Here is a 20,526-nt window from a genome sequence, read left to right on the forward strand (position 1 = left end):
CGGTCGTGGCGGGCGGTGCGCGCCGGTGTCTCTGGCGCGTGCTGCGGCATCCGTTGTGGTCATCACCCCAGTAAATCGCACGCCGCCCCGCGACGGCAATCCAAGTGCAGGCAGGCGCACGCCCCATCCGATTGCGTTGGGGGATTAGGGCTCAGCCGCGGCGCGCATCCGTCTGTGAGCGTACGGGAAGGATGCGGGCAGCGAGCGCGACGACCAGCGGCACGCCGAGCCCGATGATCGCGAGTGCAAGAACGGGGATGACGGGCGGCGAGAACATCGCCACAGAGAAGGCGAGGACCAGAAGCACTCCGCAGAAGGTGCCGATCAGGCAACTTGTGCCGACGACGAACAGGGCGTACCAGCCGTTGATCCGTCGGCGCAGTCCGTCGGCCGCGCCGAGTACGGCAAGGGTCCGGTCAATTTGGCGGCCTTCGCTGCGGGAGAGCCCGATCGCTGCGATCGCGATCGCGAGCACCAGACCGGTTGCGAGCATGACAGCGCCCCAGAACCAGGCTCGGTCACCGGTGCTCGGCCCCGTTTCGAGTTCGAGAAATAGATACTCCGAGAAGACGCGCAGATCGGTGGCATAGACCGTGGTGTAGCTCAGGCCAGGCGGCGCTTGTGCCAGAACGCGAGCGGGCAATGGAACGAGCCCCGCCACATCGGCCGCGGACGGGCTCAGGAAAAGTCCGTACCCGACTTGATGGTCCATCGGCACGGTGATGCCGTCCAGGCGCACGGAACTCAGCGGCGTACCGGAAGGCAAAAACTCGCCCGGTTCATCTTCCGCGACGAACTGCTTCGCGCCCCACCAGTGAATTGTGACGCTGCCGTCGGTGGCCATGTAGCGGGGATTGAGCACGATGACCGTGCCAGCGGCGAGGGCAGCGCGGGTGGTAGCATCCGTCGTCTGGCCCAAAATAAGCTCAAGGTCGGCAGCATCGCCGACCCAGATCGTGGGTCGGGTCGGTGAAAGTTCGAATTGTTCGTAGGGCCCCGGCGCACAGAGCGATTCGTTGACACCGGTTTGCTCGAACGATTGGGCGCAGATGCCGTCGGTGGCAATCTGGGGCTGGGGGAGTCCCTCCGGCGGAAAGATCATTGCTTGACGACCGCTATAGCCTTCATCGTCGTCAACGGGCGTTCCCCAGAAGGGGCCGAGAACGCCATCGATGACTCGTACGTCGGTCGCATCGACACCGTCGGAAACGGCCGAGGCGACGGCTTCTGGGTTGTCGGCGACTCCACGCTCGCTCGGATTCCCGCGCTCCTGCACGATCAGGTCGACAGCGACCTGATCTCGTTGCAGTTGCCAGTCGTGGTCGGTGACCGACCACGCATCGTTCGCGGAAAAGAATGTGAGATAGGAACTGACCAGGAAGGTCACGAGCATGATGGATGCCGCGGCAGCGCCCGAACGCGCCCCGCTTCGCTCCGCGTCCCGAGCCGCAGTGCGCGCTGCGAGTCCGGCCGCGCCGGGAAGGAGTGCTGGCACCCGACCGACCCACCGAATCACGGCGGGAAACGCGAGAAGTGCGCCGACCAGAATCGTGATCGCGGCTGGCGCAGCCAGCATTCCGCTCAGGTACGGCAGCAGATTAGCGAACAGCCCTGCGGGCAGAGCGCGCCCGGCAATCCCGAGCGCAGAACCGAGCAGCAGAGCGCCCAGACCGGTCAGCATCACAATGCGGCCGGCTCGGGCTACGTGCGGCGCTGATCGCGCCGGCCGCGGGGCATCTCGCAAGACCGTGGAAACGTTGATTCCGGATGCCCGCACCGCCGCTGTCAGCGACGCCGACCAGCCCACCCCGATGGTCGCGATGGCGACCAGAACGATGGCAACAACGTCGATTCGGGTGATGACGGTGCCTCCGGCCAGGAGTATCGTGCTGCCCGCGGCGATCCCGATCACGACCGAGGTGCCGGCCGTCACGGCTCCGAAAATAAGCCCCCGTGCCGTCATCACACGCGCGAGCATGCTTCGCGGCGCACCGGTAGCAGCGAGGAGGGCAAGCATCCGTTCGCTGCGACGCACGGAGACGATCATCGCGGCCGCGACCATTGCGCCCACGAGCAGCAGGGCCAGCACGGCGAAGTACGCCGCCACCGCGATCATGCCGGCGGCCGACCCAGACTCGGAGCTCGTGCCGTCGTCGAATACTGGGCTGACGTTCGGTGCAACGACCGCCACGGCCACCACCGCACTGACCGGTATCGCCATGGCAATCACACTCAGCGCAGCCGACAGGCGATTGTGACGGATGTCCCGCACGGCGATCCGACCGGCGAACCGCCAGCGTCCCAGCCATTTCATCGCTGAGCCTGTTCCGTGGCATACAGGCGGCCGTCTTCGAGGGTGAAGACGCGATCTGCCCAGGCTGCCAACCGATGGTCATGGGTAGCCACAATGGCGGCCGCCCCGGCGTCGACTCGGTCGCGAATGAGGCGCACGATGGCCTCGCCCGTGATCGTATCGAGGGCGCCGGTCGGCTCGTCGGCCAGAATCAGTCGGGGGCTTCCCGCCGTTGCCCGAGCGATCGCGACTCGTTGTTGTTGTCCCCCCGACAGATTTTCCGGGTAAAAATCGGCAACGCCCTGCAAGCCGAGTTCGTCAAGTGCCTGACGCGCCGCCTCGAGCGCTCGCCCGCGCGGCCAGTCATCGAGCTCCATCGGAACGGCAACGTTTTCCAGCACCGTGAGAATCGGGATGAGGTTGTACTTTTGAAAGACGAACCCGACTGATCGCCGCCGCACCATGGCCAGGGCGTTGGAATCGAGCGAACCGAGCGATACTCCGTCGATGAGCACATCGCCCTGGCTGGGTCGTTCGATGCCGCCGGCAATATCGAGCAGGGTTGACTTACCCGAACCTGACGGCCCCATCACGGCGACGAATTCACCGGCCCGCACGGTGAGGTTGACGTTTTCGAGGGCCCGCACGCGCAGGGCGCCGGAGCCAAAGTCGCGGGAGACGTCGATCAGTTGCAGAGCCTGCGTCATCGTGGTTCCTTCGAGGGTATGGAGGAGGTCGAGCGGGGACGTCCACGTCGGGGCCGTTCGGTGTTGAAGGGAACGGTGAGGGGAATGCCCCGAGCCAGTGCGTCGCGAACGCGTGCGGATACCTGGTCGAGCCAGCGCAGTTGCGTCTCCGCCGCGATGAGTGCGGCGTCGCTGACGATGCGGGTGGCCAGATCCTGCGCGGTCAGAACGGGACCGCCACCCGTCTGGCGGGTGAGTTCCTGCAGCCGACTGATGGCTGCGTGGCGCTGCGCACGCAGAAGCGCGGCCACATCGACACCGGGCAGGGTCACGGCAATGGCGAGCTTGATCGCGAGATCATCGCGCGCGGCCGAGGGTAGTGGATCGGCCTGCTGCAACCAGGTTCGCGACGCGTCCTGGCCGGCCGGCGTCGCCGCATAGTAGACGTGCCCATCGGCATCCGTGCTCGCACTTTTCTCGACCAGGCCTTCGCGTTCCAGGCGATCCAGCGTCTTGTAGACCTGGCCGATGTTGAGCGGCCACTGCGCGCTGGTTCTGCGATCGAACTCGGCCCGCAATTCGTAGCCGTAGCGGGGTCCCTGCGCCACCATGGCCAGGAGGCTCATCGCTACCGACATCGCGCTCCCTAAATCACTGGCGAGTATATGTATGGCGACTATACATTACTTCTAGGGAGTGTGGGAGAACTGTTTTCGGACCGGATCGGTCTGCTGCTATTTAGCGGCGAGCAGCCGTTCCACGCGTGGCTTGACCTCGGTGGCGAGCAGGGTGATGGACTCAAGCAGGTGTTCCTGGGGGAGCCCGCCGTGGTCGCCCTGCAAAAAGTGCCGCATGTGGCCGAGGTGCCGGTGCAGGTCGACGATGCGTTCAGCAACGTCGTCCGGGTCGCCGATGAAGTAGGCATTGGGGGCGTCGACCTGGGCCAGGTAGGAACCTCGTTGCGGCGCTGGCCAGCCGCGCAGCCGACCCATCTCCACGTTGAGGTTGACCCAGCCCGGATACATCCGCTCGACCGCTTCCTTCTTGGTCGGAGCTACCAGGCCGAAGGTGGCGACCGAGACTTTGATGTTGTCGCCGCTGTGGCCGGCTTGCGCCGCTGACTGCCGGTAGAGATTGGCGAGGGGCGCGAACCGGTGCGGCTGCCCGCCGATGATGGCGTAGGCGAGCGGGAGGCCGAGGCGCCCGGCCCGGGCCGACGACGGTGCACTGCCGCCGGTGGCGATCCAGATGGGCAAGGAGCCCTGCACCGGACGCGGCACGACGTCGAGCTGGGGGATCGAGGGACGCGCGGTTCCCGACCAGGTCACGTTCTCCGTGGAGCTGTTGTTGAGCGTGAGCAGCAGGTCGAGCTTCTGGGCGTAGAGCTCGTCATAGTCGTTCAATTCGTAGCCGAACAGCGGAAAGGTCTCGACCGAGGAGCCGCGGCCGGCCGTGATCTCGATGCGGCCGCCGCCGGAGATGGCGTCTGCCGTGGCGAACTGCTGGAACACCCGCACCGGGTCATCCGTTCCAATAATGCTGGCGGCGCTGCCGAGTTTGATCCGAGTCGTCGCCGCAGCGGCCGCGGCGATGATCGCGCCGGGTGATGAGGCGGGCATGGAGACGGTGTGGTGTTCACCGATGCCAAAATAGTCCAACCCCGCCTGGTCGGCGTGCACGATGGCGTCGAACAGGTTCTTGGTCGCCTCCGCGGTGGAACGCGAGCTGCCGTCGGGGCCCCGTTGAGTGTCACCGAAGCTGTAGGCGCCGATTTCCAAGGTGTTCTCCATTGTGTGAGTGGCTTAGGCAGCGACCGCGAGCGGACGGGCCTTCTGAATGAGGGCGCGAAGCTGGTTCGCGGTGTGACTGCCGGTGAAGATCTCGGTGGCCGGCTCAAACGAGCGGCCGGCGGCGAGGGGGCCGGCATCGATCGCGTCGTAGCCGAGTCGGTCGATGAAACTTTCGACGACTGCCTTGGCTTCGAGGTCGTCACCGGCCAGGGCGAGCGCTCGTCGCATCGGCGCGCCCGCGGCCCTATCGTCTTCTTCGAGCTCGTGGTAACCGATGTGGTTGAGCGACTTCACCACCCGGGCATCGCGCAGAAACTCTTCGACGACCTCGCTCGTTGTGCGCGAGTCGCGCTCGAAATCATCGAACACGCCGTCGACCGGTGCCCAATAGTTCATCGCGTCGATAACGATTCGGCCGGCGAGCTCGCCGGGGTTGAGCGTGCGGTACTTGTGCAGTGGAATCGCCAGTACCACCAGATCGGATGCCGCGGCCTGGCTTGATTTCACCGCCACCGCCCCGGGGGCCACAATGTCCACCAGTAGCGCGTTGTCCGCCGCGGGCTGCGTGGTCGCGATGCACACCTGGTAACCGGCTTTCAGCGCCTGCCGAGCCAGAGCTGTTCCGACCCGCCCGGCGCCCAGAATGCCGATGGTGGTGGTCTGCTGACTGCTCCTGGCACTTTGACTGCTCATCGCGCTGCTCCCGTCGAAATATGATGCTTTACAGATCATATGACGCTAAGAATATCTATGCAACCGCATGGTTTGGGATAGGATGGCTGGCATGACTTCCGAATCGATTCTGCCGGCCACCGTGCCGGGAGATCTGGGGTGGAACCTCGCGATGGTTTTGCGCGGCTATCAGCGTCAGCTGGAGACCGCTGTCGTGGGGCTGCCCGGGGGAGTGCGCTGCTATCAGGTGCTGTCGACCGTCATTCACCGAGACCTGCCGTCTCAGCAAGCCATCGGGGCGCACCTCGCCATCGATCGCACGGTCTTGACCTACCTGCTCGACGGCATGGTGGACGCCAAGCTGGTGGAACGCATTCCCGACCCCACCGATCGTCGGGCCCGAAAGATTCGGGCCACAACAGAGGGCTTGAGCGTGCTCACTCGGTACGAGACGCGCGTTGCCGCTGTGGAAGCCAGCATCCTCTCCGGAATGGACGACGATGACGCCCACCGGCTGGCCGGGCTGCTCGGCGCGTTGGCCACGAGCGTGCACCGCGCCGATCCAACGGCGAGCCCCTGCGCGGCCGCCGAGTCGCTCGCACAGTAACAGGCCCAGCCCGGTTAGTTTGTCGGCTGGATCAACCATTTGGAGCGCACCTGCACGCTGGCGTCCTCGTAGCCGAGGTACTCGTAAAACCCCAAAACCAAGTCGTTGCCCGAACGCACCGAGCACCGTGGAGCTATCGCCGTCGGCTCGGTACACCTAGTCCTCGAAGCTGTTCACCATCGCGAAAGCTGCACGTTCCAGATAATCCCAGAGGATGCCCTGCTGCAGCGGTGGCAGGTTAGCCGCGCCCACGGCGACTTTCATGTGGCCCAGCCACCGGTCGCGGGCATCCGGATTGACCTTGAACGGTTGGTGCCTCTGGCGCAGACGCGGGTGACCGCGCTGCTCGCTGTAAGTGCCTGGACCGCCCCAGAACTGCTCGAGGAACATGACCAGCCGGTGTTCGGCCGGGCCGAGATCCTCTTCGGGATACATCGGCTTCAGCACCGGGTCGGTCGCAACGCCCACATAGAAATCGTGCACGAGCCTTTCGAAGAATGGCGTTCCACCGACCTCGTCGAAGAACGTCGACACCGCGGCAGGGCCGTTCTCGCCATCGCGCAGGTGCACGCCGGCGGGGGTGGCGGGCTGATCGGTCGGGTGTCGTTCAGAGGTCATTCGGTGCAGCTTTCTCTTCGGTACGGGTCAGTCAATGCCGTCGCCGCGAACTTCGGGGTCTGGTGCCTTCATCGGAGCCGGCACGTCTTTGGGCTTGGCCTTGCGCGGCCCGCGGGGCTTCCGCACCGCGACCGGACCGGTGCGCACGCCGGCTACGACGTCGGGCACGGCTGCCGCGGCCTCTTCGGCCGCGTCGAGGGCACCCTCGACCGGTTCAACGGTCGAGCCGTCGATGGTGCCGTCGCCGGTGGTCATGACGACGCTGTTGAGCGGGGTCAGCGGAACGCCCATGCCGTCCAGGGCCTTCTTCATGTGCAGGCGAAGATCGCGGGCGAAGTCCCACTTGGCCGAGACCCGGGTCTTGACCACTAGCCGGGTGACGAGGGCTTCGGCGGTGATCGACTCGAGGCCCCAGATCTCCGGCTTTTCGAGGATATAGGCGCGCCACTTGCGGCTCGAGGCCAGGGCACTGGCGACGCGCAGCAGCTCGTCCTGCACGGCCTCCACGTCGGAACTGTAGGGGATGGCGAGGTCGATGATGACGCGGGCCCAGCCCTGCGACATGTTGCCGACCCGCAGAATCTCACCGTTGCGCACGAACCAGAGCGTTCCGTCGACATCGCGCACCTGCGTGATGCGAATTCCGACCGTTTCGACGACACCGGATGCGAATCCCACGTCGACGATGTCGCCAACGCCGATCTGATCCTCCACCACCATGAACAAGCCGTTGAGGATGTCCTTGACGATGTTTTGCGCACCGAAACCGAGGCCGGCGCCGATCGCCGCGGTCAGCAGCGCGAAGGAGCCGAGGATGTCTTTGTTCAGGGTCGTGACGATGAGCAACAGTGCAGTGATCAGAATGAACACGTTGACGATGTTCGCCAGCACCGCGCCGAGTGTGCGCGAGCGCTGCACGACGCGCACGGCAGCCAGGGGGGAGACGTTCAGCGCCTGGGTGTCGTCGACCTTCTGGTTCTTCTTGACGCCAGAGACGATCTGTTGCACGACCCGGCGAATCACGAATTGCAGAGCCCAGCGCAGTGCGAAGGCGACGACGATAATTGCCGCAATGGCGACAATCTTTCCGACGTAATCGGTCCACGGAATACCAGCGATGGAGGTGGCGAGGTTGGCCCAGAAAGTTTCCCAGTTCATATCCAAGCCAGTCTACCGAGGGGCCTCGGCGGTACCCGGGAGGTAGCCCCGGTCGCTGGTGACCGATCACCCACGCGGCCAGCGCAACCCGGTGCAGAGAACGCAGGCAGCGGCATCCTCTCGATTAGCTGTGAACGCGTCGGCGCACGCGAAAACCCCGCGACCTGGCTGGTCGCGGGGTTCGCAGTGCTCGTTGGTGCTAACTATTCGGCGTCGCGAGCCTGCACGCGAAGCGAGCGCTCGACTCCGGCCAGGTTCTCGACCACGAGGCGACGCAGAGCGGCCGGCTCGGGGTTCGCGTCGAGCCAGGTCTTCGTCGCGTCGGCGAGGGCCTGGTTGTTCAGCGGTGCCGGGTAGAGGCCGATCACGAGCTTTTCGCCGATCGAGAAGCTGCGCGCCTCCCACACTCGCTGCAGCATCTCGAAGTAGGTCGAGACGAACGGCTCGAGCAGGCCTGAGTCGTTCACCCGCAGGAACCCCGCGGCCGTCGTGCGCACGATGGTCGTCGCAGCCGTGTCAACATCGATCAGCGACGACCAGGCGACGAGCTTGCCCTCCGCAGTGGGCAGTGCGGCCCGGGCCAGGGCAGCCGACTGTGCGCCGGTCGCCGTGTTGTCGGCCGCGAGGGCCGCGTCGATCTCAGCGGCGTCAGCGCGGCCACCGGCCACGAGAGCGGTGAGCAGCTCCCAAGCCAGGTCGGTGTCGACGGTCAGGCCATCGAGCACGGTGCTGCCCGAACGCAGCGCAGCCACGTTCTCAAGCTGCGCGGGGGTGGCTGCGACGGAGGCGAAGAACTTCACGAACTGGAACTGGGCATCGCTTCCCGCCGCCGCGCCCTGTGCGAGCGCCCAGAGTGCATCGGCGACCTCGGTTGTGACGGCTTCGCGGTACGGCTGCGCCACGTAGTAGCTCGCGGTGAGCACGACCTGGCCAAGCACGGTGCGCAGCGTGGTCGACTCGGTTTCGGTGGCGACATTGTTCAGCACCAGGCGCACGAAGTCGCGGGCCGTGGTTTCGGCGTCGCGGGTGGCGTCCCAGACCGAACCCCAGACCAGGGCGCGTGCGAGCGGGCTCTCAATAGCCGAGAGGTGCTCGAGCGCGACGGCCTCCGAAACCGGGTCGAGGCGCACCTTGGCGTAGCTGAGGTCGTCGTCGTTGAGCAGAATCAGGTCTGGGCGTTTCTGGCCGACGAGAGCGGGGACATCCGTTGTCGAACCGTCAACGTCAAGCTCGACGCGATGCGTGCGCACGAGCTTCTGCGCGTCGTTGAAGGTGTAGAAACCGATCGCGAGGCGGTGCGGGCGAATCGTGGGGTAGTCGGCGGCCGCAGTCTGCAGCACAGTGAAGCCGGTGATCGTGCCCGTCTCGTCTGCGGCGATCTCTGGGCGCAGGGTGTTGACGCCGGCGGTCTCGAGCCAGAGCTGGGCCCAGCCGCTGAGGTCGCGGCCGCTGGCAGCCTCGAGCTCGACCAGCAGGTCGGAAAGCTCGGTGTTGCCCCACTGGTGCTTCTGAAAGTAGGAGCCGACGCCGGTGAAGAACGCGTCGATGCCGACCCAGGCGGCGAGCTGCTTGAGTACAGAGCCACCCTTGGCGTAGGTGATGCCGTCAAAGTTGACGAGCACATCGTCGAGGTCGCGAATTGTGGCGACGACCGGGTGGGTCGAGGGAAGCTGGTCCTGCTTGTAGGCCCAGCTCTTCTCCATGACGGCGAACGTGGTCCAGGCTTCATGCCACTCGGTGGCCTCGGCAGTGGCGATGGTCGACGCCCACTCGGCGAAGCTCTCGTTGAGCCAGAGGTCGTTCCACCAGGTCATGGTGACGAGGTCGCCGAACCACATGTGGGCGAGCTCGTGCAAAATGGTGACGACGCGGCGTTCCTTGATGGCGTCGGTTACCTTGGAACGAAAGATGTACGTTTCGGTGAAGGTAACCGCGCCGGCGTTCTCCATGGCGCCGGCGTTGAACTCCGGCACGAACAGTTGATCATACTTGTCGAAGGGGTAGGCGTAGCCGAACTTCTCCTCGTAGTAGGCGAAGCCCTGGCGGGTTTTCTCGAGGATGTAGTCGGCGTCGAGATATTCGCTGAGGCTCTTGCGGCTGAACACACCGAGCGGGATGGTGCGTCCGTCGCTCGAAACGAGTTCGCCGCGCACGACGGCGTATGGGCCGGCGATGAGGGCGGTGATGTAGCTCGAGATCACGTGGGTCGGTGCGAACGCCCACGTGCTGGCACCGTTGCCGGCGTCGGTCGGCTCGGGGGTGGTTGAGTTGGACACGACCTGCCACTTGCTCGGCGCGGTGACGGTGAAAGCGAATTTCGCCTTGAGGTCGGGCTGCTCGAACACGGCGAAGACGCGGCGAGAGTCGGGCACCTCGAACTGGCTGTAGAGATAGACCTCGTTGTCGACCGGGTCGACGAAGCGGTGCAGGCCCTCTCCGGTGTTGGTGTACAGCGCGTCGGCGACGACGATGAGCTCGTTTTCGGCCTGCAGGCCGTCCAGCTGAATACGGATGCCGTCACTCACGACGGCCGGGTCGAGCGCCCCGCCGTTGAGGGTCACCGAGTGCACCGTGGAAGTAATGGCATCGATGAAGGTCGAGGCGCCGGGGGTCGCAATAAAGCGCACCGTGGTGGTGCTGCCAAAGGTGGTTGGACCGGTAGTGAGATCGAGCACGACGTCGTAGCTCGCGACGGTCACGAGCGCGGCGCGCTCCTGGGCTTCGATGCGGGTGAGATTTTCTCCAGGCAACTTGGTTCTCCAATTCGGTTCACGATTGTGAGGCTTTGGCGCTCGTGGCGCCATCGCACCCCTTAAGCCTAACCATGACTGGTTGCCGCGCTGGCTAGGGCGTGGCTTTGGTCATCCTGGTGAGAGTGAGCAAAAGATCTGCAGGTTCGGCGACAACTCGTCAGGGTCTGTCGGTGCCGGTCAGTGCCGGTCAGTGAGTTTCGTCGGTATGGTCAGGTGCGCCCTGGACGTCGGCGGGTGGCTTGACCGTGACTGGCGGGGTGCTACCGCTCGCCCTGAAGGAGGCGAATTGGCGCGTCATTACGGCCGCCGCACCGTGCAGTGGAACGTAGCTGCCGCCGTTCGGCCCGTCGCCTGGCTCATCATCGGGCTGCCAGCGCTCATTTTCGCCGCTGCTTGTGCCCAGGAGTCGCCGGGTCAGGGCCGCACCCGCTGACAACAAATCGTCGAGGGCGACCTGCAAATCGTCGTCGTCAACGGGTTCGGACCGGAGCGCGGCGCGCAACACGGCACGGCGGATGAGTTCCTTCGCGAAGGACCCGGTCACGCCCTCCGCACGCAGGGCAGCCGCATCAAGCGCGGCCGGGCCGAACGGCAGGGCCTCGGCATAGCGGCGGAACGGCCGCTCGCGTTCTGCCAGCGCGGGCAATGGCACCTCGACGGCGAGGTCGACCCGGCCGGGCCGTTCGGCGAGGGCTCGCTCGACGACTTCGACCCGGTTGGTGGTCATGACGAAGGCCACATCGGCGTCACCGTCGAGTCCGTCGAGAGCGTCGAGCACCTCGAACAGCAGCGGCTGCGGCGTGGCGTGGCGCTGCATCGCGACCAGGTCGATGTCTTCGAGCACGACGATGGAGGGCGCAAAGGTGCGCGCGATCTCTGCGGCTGCAGCGATGTGCACGATGCTGGACCCCGTGAGCAGTACGGCCGTGATGCCCGGTGTTTCGCTCAGCAGGTGGCGCACGGTGAGGGTTTTGCCGGTGCCGGGAGGACCGTAGAGCAACACGCCGCGCTTCAGGTGCTGGCCGGCGGCGAGCAGCGCCTGGCGTTGCTCACCGATTCCGATGACATGGTGGGAAATGGTGCCGAGGATGCCCTCCGGCAGCACGATCGCCGCAGCGGGCACGAGGGGGCGTTCCAGAAAGGTGATTCCGGCGCCGGACCCGTATTCGGTTTGCACGAATGAGAGCACCTGCCCGCGCAGCACGCTGTGCTCGATCATGAGCTCGCGCAGGTGAGTCAGAAAGGCGTTCACGATCTCCGGCGCGACCGCCATGATTTCGAGTTCGGCGGTGTTTCGCCCGAATTGCGGGTTCGCGGCGCGCTGCAGCACCGCAAGCGGTTGTCCGTCAAAGTGGAGGAGACGGAGTCCGAAGGAGACCACCTGACGGGTCGACGTCGGACCGGTCGCCCTGGCCGAGTAGTCCACCGGACCGGGGCCGAACCCCTGGAACGGGCTGGCCACGAGCTCGGAAAGGGTGGAGTGAAACCGCTGCTGGCCGCCGGATACGCCGAGCAATGCATCAGGGTCGGGGCCGCTGAGGCCGGTCAGGGCGATATCGGCATCCACCAGTCGATGATCGGCGAGGGTCTCAGACACGACCGGCAAGGTCGACGCGTCAGCGCCGAGGTGCTCGGTGACCTTCTCGCCGAGCGGTGACAGCGCGGACCGGCCGCGGTCATCCGCGTTGGCGACGACGCGGTCCATGAACTGTTTGAAGGAACGTACGACGTCTCGGTCGAAAGTGTCCTCGGTCATGAATAAGTCCTTTCGATCGGGTAGCTAGCGGGACTGGGCGATGACTGCCTCGGCGACGTTACCGAGGGTGGCAATGTCGTCACAGGTGTAGGCGCTCACCGCCGCTGCCGCCGCTGTCGTCGGTGCGATCGTCGCTGGCGATTCTGACAGTTCTGCCGGGGCTGAGCGGTGCATCCGCTGAGCGCCACGATGGCGAGAAGAACTGTCGGCGCGATGCGACTGCGGCGTAACATTCGGTCAGCCTAGCAGCGGGCATTTTGCCGCATGAACTGTGCTTTCCTGGATATTCCGTGGCCAAAAAGAGAGCATACCTGAATGGATCCCATAATGGTATGCTCAGGAAATGAGCCGACAAATAGCGGTGCGCCTGCCCGACGAATTAGTGGAATACCTTGACCAGGCGGTGGGTGAAGGGCGGGAAAGTAGCCGTGCTTCCGTGATTACTCGAGCTCTCGAACGAGAACGGCGACGCGAACTCGCCCTGCACGACGTGCGCATTCTGACCGACCGTTTCGCTCAAGCCGACGATCTGGACGAACTCGCCAGCTTTGGCGCGAGTATTCCGTCTGACCTCGCCTAACGATGCGGGCAATTCACATAGCGCACCTCGACAAGGCCCGGCCGGTCCTCGTTCTAACCCGCGAACTCGTGCGCCCCCACCTCACCCGAATTACCGTCGCACCGATCACCAGTACCGTGCGGGGCATGTCGACCGAAGTCCCGGTGGGCCCCGCGAACGGCCTCGACCAGGACTGCGCGGTGAGCTGTGACAATGTCGTGACCATTCCGGTCGCCAGCCTCGGCCGCCAGATTGGCTTTCTGCTGCCCCAACAAGAGGTGCGGCTGAGTGCCGCCATCGCCGCGGCATTCGACCTCGACTGACTACCAGGCGCCCGGTTGGTAGTCCTTGAGAAAGACGCCGTAGAGGTCTTCGCCGGCTTCGCCGCGCACGATCGGGTCGTACACCCTGGCCGCGCCATCGACCAGGTCAAGCGGGGCATGAAAGCCCTCCTCGGCCAGGCGCACCTTGGTCGGGTGCGGACGCTCATCGGTGATCCAGCCGGTGTCGACGCTCGTCATGAGAATGCCGTCTTCGAGCATCTCCTTGGCGCTGGTGCGGGTGAGCATGTTTAGCGCGGCCTTGGCCATGTTGGTGTGCGGGTGGCCCGGTCCTTTATACCCGCGACCGAACACGCCCTCCATCGCCGACACGTTCACGATGTAAGTTCGGCGGGCAGCGGATGCCGTGAGCGAGGCCCGCAGACGGCTCACCAACAAGAATGGTGCGGTCGTGTTGCACAGCTGCACCTCGAGCATCTCGAGCGGGTCCACGTCTTCGACGTTCGCGGTCCAGCTGTTCCGCGAGTGCAGGTCGGGTACGAGACCGCCGGCGTCGATCGCGGTGCCAGCGGCGAGTCGCTCAAGCGACGAGGACCCCGCCGCGAGGGCCAGCCGGGTGAGATCATCCGCGGTGAGGGCACCGGCACCGGACGCGACCGCGAGCAGCGGGTGACCGGAGACCGACGCGGCCAGGGCGAGCGGATGCGCATCGTTGGTGTGTCCGAACGACACGATCTCGGGCAGCGGCCCGTCGGGCAGGGGAGATTCCTCGGCCTCGACGAGCGGGGAGTACGAGCCGCGCGAGCGGCGTACGGTCTGCGCTGCGTTGTTGATGAGAATGTCGAGCGGACCCTGGGCCGCAACCGAATCGGCCAGCGCGATCACCTGGGCCGGGTCACGCAAATCGATACCGACAATGCGCAGGCGGTGCAGCCAATCCTTCGAATCGTCCATCGCCGCGAAGCGGCGAACGGCATCGCGCGGAAACCGGGTGGTGACGGTGGTGTGAGCGCCGTCCCGCAGTAGGCGCAGCGCGATGTACATGCCGATTTTGGCGCGGCCGCCGGTGAGCAGGGCCCGCTTGCCACTGAGATCGGTGCGAGCGTCGCGCTTGGCGTGACTGGAGAGGGCGCAGCTCGGGCAGAGCTGGTGGTAGAACGCGTCGACCACGGTGTACTTCTGCTTGCAGATATAGCAGGCGCGCGGAACGAGCAGCTCGCCGGCCGTCGCCGCGCTGGTGCCGAGGGAGAGCTGGGAGCCGCGGGTCTCGTCGTCGATGCGGGTCGGGGCGCCGGTCGCTGTGGCGGCGATGACGCTGCGATCGGCGTCGGCGATAACCGCGCGTTTCTCCAGACGCCTGGACATCTTGACCGACTTGAACATCTTGGCGGTCGCCTGGCGCACGGTGACGAAGTCGGCGCTGTCCGGGTCCACGTCGCGCAGCGAGGCGAGCACCCGCAGGGTCACTGCGAGGTCGTGCGGGTCGATTCCGGCGAATTCGGGGGCCGCCGCACTCGATTCGGCCGCACTCGCGTTGGTGGGCGCAGTGGTGTGGGGCGCAGTGGTCATCCGCGAATTCTACGCGGGCCGACTGTGAGCATCCGTTCAACCGACGACAAACGGGCGTGCGCGATCGAAACCGCCCACGCCCGCCGGCAACTACTGAACTAGACCTTGGCCGGTTCCTGAATGGGAATGGCGATGGTCGGCGGCTCGTAGGTGTGGTCGAAGGGCATCTGGTCAGTGTCGAGCAGCGGGTTGTCGTCCTGCGTCTTCACCAGTTCGTGCGCTTCCTCGTCGGTGTTCACGTTTGGCATGGAGCCCGGCAGCGGGCGGTTGGCCGATTCCCGCAGGAAGAAGATGGCGATCGCCCCGATGAACGAGGTGGCCATCAGGTAGAAGGCCGGCATCATGTCATTGCCGGTGCCCACGATGAGCGCCGCAATGATGAACGGCGTGGTTCCGCCGAAAATGGCTACGGCGAAGTTGTACGAGATACCCATCGCTCCGTAACGGCTCGCAGTCGGGAACAGGGCCGGCAGGGCCGAGGCGAGGTTCGAGACGTAGAACGTGACCGGGAACGCAATAAGCGCTAGGCCGAACAGCGTCGACCAGATGTCACCGATGCCGATCAGCAGGAACGCCGGGTAGGCCAGCACCACCGTGCTGATGGCTCCGATCCACAACACCGGCCTGCGCCCGATTCGGTCAGACAGGCGGCCGGCCAGCGGGATGCACAGTGCCATGATCACGAGAATCGGAATGGTCAGCGCCGTTCCGTGCAGCTCGTCATAGCCCTTGTTCTCGGTGAGATAGGTGGGCATATAGGAGGTGAGCGCGTAACCGACGGTGTTCGCGGCGGCGACCAGGATCATTGCGATGATGATGTTGCGCCAGTAGGCCTTGAAGATCTGGATCGGGCCCTTAGGGGTTTCGGCAGTGGCCCCCACTGGGTTCTTCTGGGCGGCTTCCTGGGCGTCGAGGGTGGCCTGAAACGCGGGCGATTCGTCGATCTTCATACGGAAGTAGATGGCGATCAGGCCGAGCGGCCCGGCAATGAGAAACGGGATGCGCCAGCCCCAATCTTCCATGACCGACTGACCGAGTGTGAGCTGCAGCACCGAGACGAGCGAGGCTCCGATGGCGAAACCGAGGTAGCTGCCCATGTCGAGAAAGCTGGCAAAATAGCCTCGCTGCTTGTCGGGTGCGTGCTCGCTGACGAAGGTCGTCGCACCGGCGTACTCGCCGCCGGTGGAGAACCCCTGCACGAGCTTGACGAACACCAGCAGCACCGCCGCCCAGACGCCGATCTGCGCGTAGCCGGGCAGCAGGCCGACCGCGAAGGTCGAGGCGGCCATCAGAATCAGTGTGGTGGCGAGCACCTTCTGGCGACCGATCCGGTCGCCGAGCCAGCCGAAGAACACGCCGCCGAGCGGTCGGGCGAAGAACGTCGCGGCGAAGGTGCCGAGCAGAAACAGGGTTTGAACGGATGCGTCGGCCTCTGGCAGGAAGACCGGTCCCATGGTGGTGATGAGGTATCCGAAGATACCGACGTCGTACCATTCCATGGTGTTTCCCACGATGGTGCCGCCGAGGGCGCGCTTCATAATGGGCTTGTCGACGACGTTGACGTCGGATACTGAGATGCGGCGGCGCAGGAGAGCCTTTTTGGGCTTCACCGCGGCGGCGCTCGTGGCGCCGGAATTCGCGTTGGGCGTGCTTCGGTCAATGGGCATGTTAATTTCTCCCGGGGAGATATTGTGCTTGCGACGTAGAGCTGTACTGCATACTGCAGATTTTTTTCGACCCGTCGACAATACCTGAATGGGGGGCATTGCTCTAATGGGAATTCTCGGGTTTGGGGATGAACGGGACCGCACGCCCCCGCTTAGGCTGGTTGCATGACTGATTCTGTGGATTTCTGGTTTGACCCCTCGTGCCCCTGGGCCTGGATGACTTCGCGCTGGGTGGACGAGGTCGCCCGGCTGCGTCATTTCGAGGTGACCTGGCATGTCATGAGCCTCGCCGTGCTTAACGAAGATCAGCAGGTGAGCGAGGAGTACGCGGCGTTCTTTCCGCGGGCGCTCAAGTACACCCGCCTCGTCGCCGCCGCCAATGAACTGCACGGCCAGGCGATGGTCAAGGCCCTCTACGACGCACTGGGCCAGCAGATTCACCCAGGCAGCAATACGAACCCGGACGAGGTCATTCCGGCCGCGCTCGCCGAGGTCGGCCTGCCTGCCAGCTTCGCCGCCTACGCCGACAGCGACGAGTACGACCGTCAGATGCGGGCGAGCCACTTTGACGGCATCAACCGGGTCGGCCAGGACGTCGGAACGCCCGTGATCGCGGTGAACGGTGTCGCTTTCTTTGGCCCGGTCATTTCCCCGGCCCCGATGGGTGAGCAGGCCCTGGCCCTCTGGGACGGCGTCGTCGCGCTGGCGAGCTACGACGGATTCTTCGAACTCAAGCGCAGTCGAACCCGCGAGCCTATTTTCGCCCAGGCCGTCAGCACGTCGGCCAGCACAAAATAGACTGCTCATATGCGCATCCACATCGCCACGGACCATGCCGGTCTCGACCTCAGCCACCACCTGATCACGCACCTGCGTGCGGCCGGGCACGAGGTCGTCGATCACGGGCCCCAGACATACGACGCCCTCGATGACTACCCTGCTTTTTGTATTAATGCAGCGCAGGCCACCGTCGACGACCGAGAAAGCGGCATCGAAGCGCTCGGCGTCGTGTTCGGCGGTTCCGGCAACGGCGAGCAGATGGCCGCCAACAAGGTGTCCGGTGCCCGCGCCGCCCTGGTCTGGAACCTCAGCACGGCCCGTCTGGCCCGTGAGCACAATGACGCCAACGTTATTTCCATCGGTGCCCGCGAGCACACCATCGAGGAAGCCACCAGCTTCATCGACGCGTTCATCGCCGAGCCGTTCACCGACGAGGAGCGTCACGTGCGTCGTATCCACCAGCTCGGAGAGTATGAAACGACCGGAACCATCGCCGGAAAAGACGTCGACGGCGTCGTGAACTGAGGTGCCAGAGGGCCACTCCGTTCACCGCATCACCCGCCAGTTTCAGCGCAACTTCGTCGGTCACCGGGTCACCGTCTCCTCACCGCAGGGACGGTTCGTGATCGGTGCCGCCCAGCTCAGCGGGCACACGGTGACGGATGCCCGCGCCGTCGGCAAACAGATGTTTCTGGAGTTCGACCACTGGTTGTGGTTGCGCATCCACTTGGGCATGTATGGGGCGTGGGATTTCAGCGGCGAGATTCAGATGGATGCCACGATGGCTTCGGCCAACGGCCGGATGGGGCAAACCAACCAGCACGGCACGGATCTACCAACGTTTGACGCCGCGGGGGAGAATTCGATCTTCAGCATCGGTGCGCCCCGCCGCACCCGGGTGCGCATGTCGGAGCAGGAGAAAGAGATCGACCTCGCCGACGCTTTCCCGCCGGAGCCGGTCGGTCAGGTGCGGGTGCGGCTGCTCAGCGACACGGTGTGTGCCGACCTGCGCGGACCGACCGCCTGCGAGGTGCTCGACCCGTCCCAGGTCGAGGCCGTCATCGCCAAGCTGGGGCCCGACCCCGAGCTGGATAATACGCCGGAGGCGGAGCAGCGCTTCGTCAGCGTCGTGCGCAAGAAGCCCACGCCGATCGGCCGCCTGCTGATGGACCAGACCGTGGTCAGCGGAATCGGCAACGTGTATCGCGCCGAAATGCTCTTTCGCGCGGGACTCAACCCGCACGCGCCCGGAAAATCGCTCAGCGACGAAACCGTACGCGACCTGTGGAGCGACTGGGCACACCTCCTTCACATCGGGGTGGCGACCGGCCAGATGATGACCATGGACGGCCTCGATGGCGAGCCGTACCGACTCGCCATGAAGAATCGGGCCGACCGGCACTGGGTCTACAAGCGGGAGGGGCTGCCCTGCCGGGTCTGCGGCACCCACATAGTGCTTGAAGAGATGGCCGCCCGCAAGCTGTACTGGTGCCCGCGCTGCCAGGCCTGAGTCCCTGTGGTGTCAGCGCACTGGGTGGACTGCGAAAATAGAAGCATGATCCGAATTGCCAGGCCCCGTCGTCGCGTCGCAACCTTTGTGAGCGTCGTCGGCGCGGTCGTGTTGGCCCTCGGCCTCACCGCGTGTTCCGGCGAAGACGGGGCCGGCGTGATCGACACGGTCGGCAGCGTTGACTTCGTCAACCCGCTGGCGATCCCGCCGCTCGCCGAATCAACGGTCAATGCCGCCGGTGAGCGGGTGTTCGACCTCACGGCGGAGGCTGGCACGACCGAGTTCACTCCGGGCGTCGTGACCGAGACCTGGGGCTACAACCGCAGCTACCTCGGCCCGACGATCGTCGCCCGGCGCGGCGAAAACGTGCGCATAAACGTCAACAATGACCTCGATGTAGCCACCACCGTGCACTGGCACGGCGCCAATCTGCCCGCCGAAATGGACGGTGGACCGCACCAGATGGTCGAGCCCGGCGCCGAATGGAGCCCCAACTTCGAGATTGACCAGCCAGCCTCAACCCTTTGGTATCACCCGCACCCGGAAGGCGATACCGAGCACCAGGTGGAGATGGGTCTGGCTGGGGTCTTCATCGTGCAGGACGACGAGGAGGCAGCCCTAAACCTGCCGCGCAGCTACGGCGTCGACGATATTCCGGTGGTGGTGCAGGACCGCCGTTTCGACGAGAACGGGCAGTTCGTCACCGACGTGCGCGGCTACATCGGTCCGATCGGTGACCAGCTGCTCGTCAACGGCACCCTCGCGCCCTACCTCGACGTCACCTCCGAGGTGGTGCGCCTCCGACTGCTCAACGGGTCAACCTCCCGGGTTTACGACTTCGGATTGAGTGACGGCCGGTCCTTCAACCTGATCGGAACCGATGGCGGGCTGCTGGAGGAGGCGGCGCCGATGGACGGCATCCGTTTGTCGCCGGGGGAACGCGCCGAAGTGCTCGTTGAGCTGGTGCCGGGGGAGACCGTGAATCTGCAGTCGAACCCGCCAGACCTCGGCATTTCAGCCAGTGCCGCGACGCGCAACGCCGGTGACGACACCCTCGATGTGCTGGAGCTGCGCGCCGCCGACACGCTCAGCAGCATCGGGGAGACCGCCAGCACCCTCGCGAGCATCGAACCGCTCGACCAAGCGGATGCCACAGTCGACCGGTCGTTCACCCTCAACGGTTACACGATCAACAATCGGCTGATGGACATGACCCGCATCGACGAGACGATCGAGGTCGGCGCGACCGAGGTCTGGACCGTCGACAACGCCATGCCGCTGCCCCACAACTTTCACGTGCACGGCGTGCAGTTTCAGGTGCTGCGGGTGGGCACCGAGCCGCCGCCCGTCGAGCTGGCCGGCTGGAAGGACACGATCTACCTCGAGCCCGGAGTGCGCTACGAACTCATTATGCAGTTTGCGGAATATACCGACCCCGACTTTCCGTATATGTTCCACTGCCATATGCTCTCGCACGAGGACGCCGGAATGATGGGCCAGTTCGTCGTGGTCGAGCCCGGCGAGGAAGCAGGCACCCCGCCGACCGCTCACGACGCCATTGTTCCACAGTCGAACCTGGCCGTCGGGAGCGGGCCGCGGGCACTCGCGCCGGCCCACGGTCACTAGCTGTCCGCATCCGCTCAACGAGAGAAAGCCGCCAGCTTGAGCTGGCGGCTTTCAGTGTTTCTGCATTAAACTCAGTGTTTGTGCATTAAACGGAGGGGTCGACGGGAATCGAACCCGCGTCATAAGTTTGGAAAACTCAGGCTCTACCATTGAGCTACGACCCCAGGCCCAAAATCTGGGCACTCGAATATCGTAGTACAG

General features: G+C 65.1%; 19 protein-coding genes and 1 tRNA gene. 7 read left to right on the plus strand and 13 right to left on the minus strand.

Annotation, left to right across the window (positions count from 1 at the left end):
- Window positions 1-151 precede the first annotated feature (151 nt).
- From E3T41_RS00450 to E3T41_RS00470, 5 genes are all read right to left on the minus strand, one after another.
- Window positions 152-2,314: an ABC transporter permease gene (locus E3T41_RS00450; RefSeq protein WP_134476738.1), complete on the minus strand. Its 2,163-nt coding sequence runs from the start codon at window positions 2,312-2,314 to the stop codon at window positions 152-154.
- The gene (locus tag E3T41_RS00455) at window positions 2,311-3,000 is read right to left on the minus strand and encodes an ABC transporter ATP-binding protein (protein WP_134476740.1); all 690 of its coding nucleotides are present in this window, start codon (window positions 2,998-3,000) and stop codon (window positions 2,311-2,313) included. Before E3T41_RS00455 ends, E3T41_RS00450 begins: the two co-directional genes overlap by 4 nt.
- Window positions 2,997-3,617 carry a PadR family transcriptional regulator gene (locus E3T41_RS00460; protein WP_104133094.1) on the minus strand — a complete coding sequence of 207 codons (621 nt, stop codon included), beginning with the start codon at window positions 3,615-3,617 and terminating at the stop codon, window positions 2,997-2,999. The genes E3T41_RS00455 and E3T41_RS00460 overlap by 4 nt, the downstream gene beginning before the upstream one ends.
- Window positions 3,618-3,713: 96 nt before the next feature.
- On the minus strand, window positions 3,714-4,769 hold the full coding sequence (locus E3T41_RS00465) for an LLM class flavin-dependent oxidoreductase (protein WP_134476742.1): 1,056 nt from the start codon (window positions 4,767-4,769) through the stop codon (window positions 3,714-3,716).
- Window positions 4,770-4,781: 12 nt separating this feature from the next.
- Complete coding sequence (locus E3T41_RS00470; protein WP_134476744.1) at window positions 4,782-5,462, minus strand: NADPH-dependent F420 reductase; 681 nt, start codon at window positions 5,460-5,462, stop codon at window positions 4,782-4,784.
- 91 nt (window positions 5,463-5,553) lie between these two features.
- Here E3T41_RS00470 and E3T41_RS00475 point away from each other — a divergent pair, with 91 nt between their 5' ends.
- Complete coding sequence (locus tag E3T41_RS00475) at window positions 5,554-6,048, plus strand: MarR family winged helix-turn-helix transcriptional regulator (protein ID WP_158251685.1); 495 nt, start codon at window positions 5,554-5,556, stop codon at window positions 6,046-6,048.
- A 156-nt stretch (window positions 6,049-6,204) separates the two neighbouring features.
- On the opposite strand, the gene E3T41_RS00480 is transcribed toward E3T41_RS00475, so the two are convergent.
- The 5 genes from E3T41_RS00480 to E3T41_RS17725 all read right to left on the minus strand — a co-directional run bounded on the left by E3T41_RS00480 (window position 6,205) and on the right by E3T41_RS17725 (window position 12,507).
- Complete coding sequence (locus E3T41_RS00480) at window positions 6,205-6,666, minus strand: globin (protein WP_092450861.1); 462 nt, start codon at window positions 6,664-6,666, stop codon at window positions 6,205-6,207.
- Window positions 6,667-6,693: 27 nt separating this feature from the next.
- The gene (locus E3T41_RS00485) at window positions 6,694-7,824 is read right to left on the minus strand and encodes a mechanosensitive ion channel family protein (RefSeq protein WP_134476745.1); all 1,131 of its coding nucleotides are present in this window, start codon (window positions 7,822-7,824) and stop codon (window positions 6,694-6,696) included.
- A gap of 203 nt (window positions 7,825-8,027) precedes the next feature.
- The gene (gene pepN / locus E3T41_RS00490) at window positions 8,028-10,574 is read right to left on the minus strand and encodes an aminopeptidase N (RefSeq protein WP_134476747.1); all 2,547 of its coding nucleotides are present in this window, start codon (window positions 10,572-10,574) and stop codon (window positions 8,028-8,030) included.
- A 190-nt stretch (window positions 10,575-10,764) separates the two neighbouring features.
- The gene (locus E3T41_RS00495) at window positions 10,765-12,333 is read right to left on the minus strand and encodes an ATP-binding protein (protein ID WP_134476749.1); all 1,569 of its coding nucleotides are present in this window, start codon (window positions 12,331-12,333) and stop codon (window positions 10,765-10,767) included.
- 24 nt (window positions 12,334-12,357) lie between these two features.
- Entirely contained in the window at window positions 12,358-12,507 is a 150-nt protein-coding gene (locus E3T41_RS17725) for a hypothetical protein (RefSeq protein ID WP_166791465.1), read from the minus strand.
- Between the two features lie 169 nt (window positions 12,508-12,676).
- Between E3T41_RS17725 and E3T41_RS18805 the strand changes: the two genes are divergently transcribed.
- Both E3T41_RS18805 and E3T41_RS00505 read left to right on the plus strand, forming a co-directional pair.
- Window positions 12,677-12,913, plus strand: coding sequence for a YlcI/YnfO family protein (locus E3T41_RS18805; protein ID WP_092450850.1), 237 nt, complete (start codon window positions 12,677-12,679; stop codon window positions 12,911-12,913).
- 2 nt (window positions 12,914-12,915) lie between these two features.
- Window positions 12,916-13,215 (plus strand): type II toxin-antitoxin system PemK/MazF family toxin, encoded by a 300-nt coding sequence (locus tag E3T41_RS00505; RefSeq protein WP_134476751.1) that lies wholly within the window; start codon window positions 12,916-12,918, stop codon window positions 13,213-13,215.
- On the opposite strand, the gene E3T41_RS00510 is transcribed toward E3T41_RS00505, so the two are convergent.
- Both E3T41_RS00510 and E3T41_RS00515 read right to left on the minus strand, forming a co-directional pair.
- Window positions 13,216-14,742, minus strand: coding sequence for an SDR family oxidoreductase (locus E3T41_RS00510; protein WP_134476753.1), 1,527 nt, complete (start codon window positions 14,740-14,742; stop codon window positions 13,216-13,218). It abuts the gene before it with no gap.
- A gap of 98 nt (window positions 14,743-14,840) precedes the next feature.
- On the minus strand, window positions 14,841-16,409 hold the full coding sequence (locus E3T41_RS00515) for an MFS transporter (protein WP_092450844.1): 1,569 nt from the start codon (window positions 16,407-16,409) through the stop codon (window positions 14,841-14,843).
- A 165-nt stretch (window positions 16,410-16,574) separates the two neighbouring features.
- On the opposite strand from E3T41_RS00515, the gene E3T41_RS00520 reads away from it, so the two are divergent.
- The 4 genes from E3T41_RS00520 to E3T41_RS00535 are packed head-to-tail and all read left to right on the plus strand — an operon-like array spanning window position 16,575 to window position 20,325.
- Window positions 16,575-17,207, plus strand: coding sequence for a DsbA family protein (locus tag E3T41_RS00520; RefSeq protein ID WP_092450842.1), 633 nt, complete (start codon window positions 16,575-16,577; stop codon window positions 17,205-17,207).
- A gap of 9 nt (window positions 17,208-17,216) precedes the next feature.
- On the plus strand, window positions 17,217-17,714 hold the full coding sequence (locus E3T41_RS00525; protein WP_104133103.1) for a ribose-5-phosphate isomerase: 498 nt from the start codon (window positions 17,217-17,219) through the stop codon (window positions 17,712-17,714).
- Between the two features lies 1 nt (window position 17,715).
- Window positions 17,716-18,699, plus strand: a complete 984-nt coding sequence (locus tag E3T41_RS00530) for an Fpg/Nei family DNA glycosylase (RefSeq protein WP_092450838.1) — start codon at window positions 17,716-17,718, stop codon at window positions 18,697-18,699.
- A 45-nt stretch (window positions 18,700-18,744) separates the two neighbouring features.
- Window positions 18,745-20,325 carry a multicopper oxidase family protein gene (locus E3T41_RS00535; RefSeq protein WP_134476755.1) on the plus strand — a complete coding sequence of 527 codons (1,581 nt, stop codon included), beginning with the start codon at window positions 18,745-18,747 and terminating at the stop codon, window positions 20,323-20,325.
- A gap of 93 nt (window positions 20,326-20,418) precedes the next feature.
- Here E3T41_RS00535 and E3T41_RS00540 read toward each other — a convergent pair.
- Window positions 20,419-20,489 (minus strand) — tRNA-Gly (locus E3T41_RS00540).
- Window positions 20,490-20,526: the final 37 nt, after the last annotated feature.

The sequence above is a fragment of the Cryobacterium sp. Hh38 genome, assembly GCF_004403235.1.
Lineage (GTDB): Bacteria > Actinomycetota > Actinomycetes > Actinomycetales > Microbacteriaceae > Cryobacterium > Cryobacterium levicorallinum.

Excerpts from the sequence above, each read along its gene's own strand:
- E3T41_RS00455 (WP_134476740.1), bottom strand. The coding sequence starts at position 3,000 with ATGACGCAGGCTCTGCAACTGATCGACGTCTCCCGCGACTTTGGCTCC.
- E3T41_RS00475 (WP_158251685.1), top strand. The coding sequence starts at position 5,554 with ATGACTTCCGAATCGATTCTGCCGGCCACCGTGCCGGGAGATCTGGGG.
- E3T41_RS00485 (WP_134476745.1), bottom strand. The coding sequence starts at position 7,824 with ATGAACTGGGAAACTTTCTGGGCCAACCTCGCCACCTCCATCGCTGGT.
- E3T41_RS00505 (WP_134476751.1), top strand. The coding sequence starts at position 12,916 with ATGCGGGCAATTCACATAGCGCACCTCGACAAGGCCCGGCCGGTCCTC.
- E3T41_RS00450 (WP_134476738.1), bottom strand. The coding sequence starts at position 2,314 with ATGAAATGGCTGGGACGCTGGCGGTTCGCCGGTCGGATCGCCGTGCGG.
- E3T41_RS00525 (WP_104133103.1), top strand. The coding sequence starts at position 17,217 with ATGCGCATCCACATCGCCACGGACCATGCCGGTCTCGACCTCAGCCAC.
- E3T41_RS17725 (WP_166791465.1), bottom strand. The coding sequence starts at position 12,507 with ATGCACCGCTCAGCCCCGGCAGAACTGTCAGAATCGCCAGCGACGATC.
- E3T41_RS18805 (WP_092450850.1), top strand. The coding sequence starts at position 12,677 with ATGAGCCGACAAATAGCGGTGCGCCTGCCCGACGAATTAGTGGAATAC.
- E3T41_RS00535 (WP_134476755.1), top strand. The coding sequence starts at position 18,745 with ATGATCCGAATTGCCAGGCCCCGTCGTCGCGTCGCAACCTTTGTGAGC.
- E3T41_RS00480 (WP_092450861.1), bottom strand. The coding sequence starts at position 6,666 with ATGACCTCTGAACGACACCCGACCGATCAGCCCGCCACCCCCGCCGGC.
- E3T41_RS00460 (WP_104133094.1), bottom strand. The coding sequence starts at position 3,617 with ATGTCGGTAGCGATGAGCCTCCTGGCCATGGTGGCGCAGGGACCCCGC.
- E3T41_RS00515 (WP_092450844.1), bottom strand. The coding sequence starts at position 16,409 with ATGCCCATTGACCGAAGCACGCCCAACGCGAATTCCGGCGCCACGAGC.
- E3T41_RS00520 (WP_092450842.1), top strand. The coding sequence starts at position 16,575 with ATGACTGATTCTGTGGATTTCTGGTTTGACCCCTCGTGCCCCTGGGCC.
- E3T41_RS00495 (WP_134476749.1), bottom strand. The coding sequence starts at position 12,333 with ATGACCGAGGACACTTTCGACCGAGACGTCGTACGTTCCTTCAAACAG.
- E3T41_RS00470 (WP_134476744.1), bottom strand. The coding sequence starts at position 5,462 with ATGAGCAGTCAAAGTGCCAGGAGCAGTCAGCAGACCACCACCATCGGC.
- E3T41_RS00465 (WP_134476742.1), bottom strand. The coding sequence starts at position 4,769 with ATGGAGAACACCTTGGAAATCGGCGCCTACAGCTTCGGTGACACTCAA.
- E3T41_RS00510 (WP_134476753.1), bottom strand. The coding sequence starts at position 14,742 with ATGACCACTGCGCCCCACACCACTGCGCCCACCAACGCGAGTGCGGCC.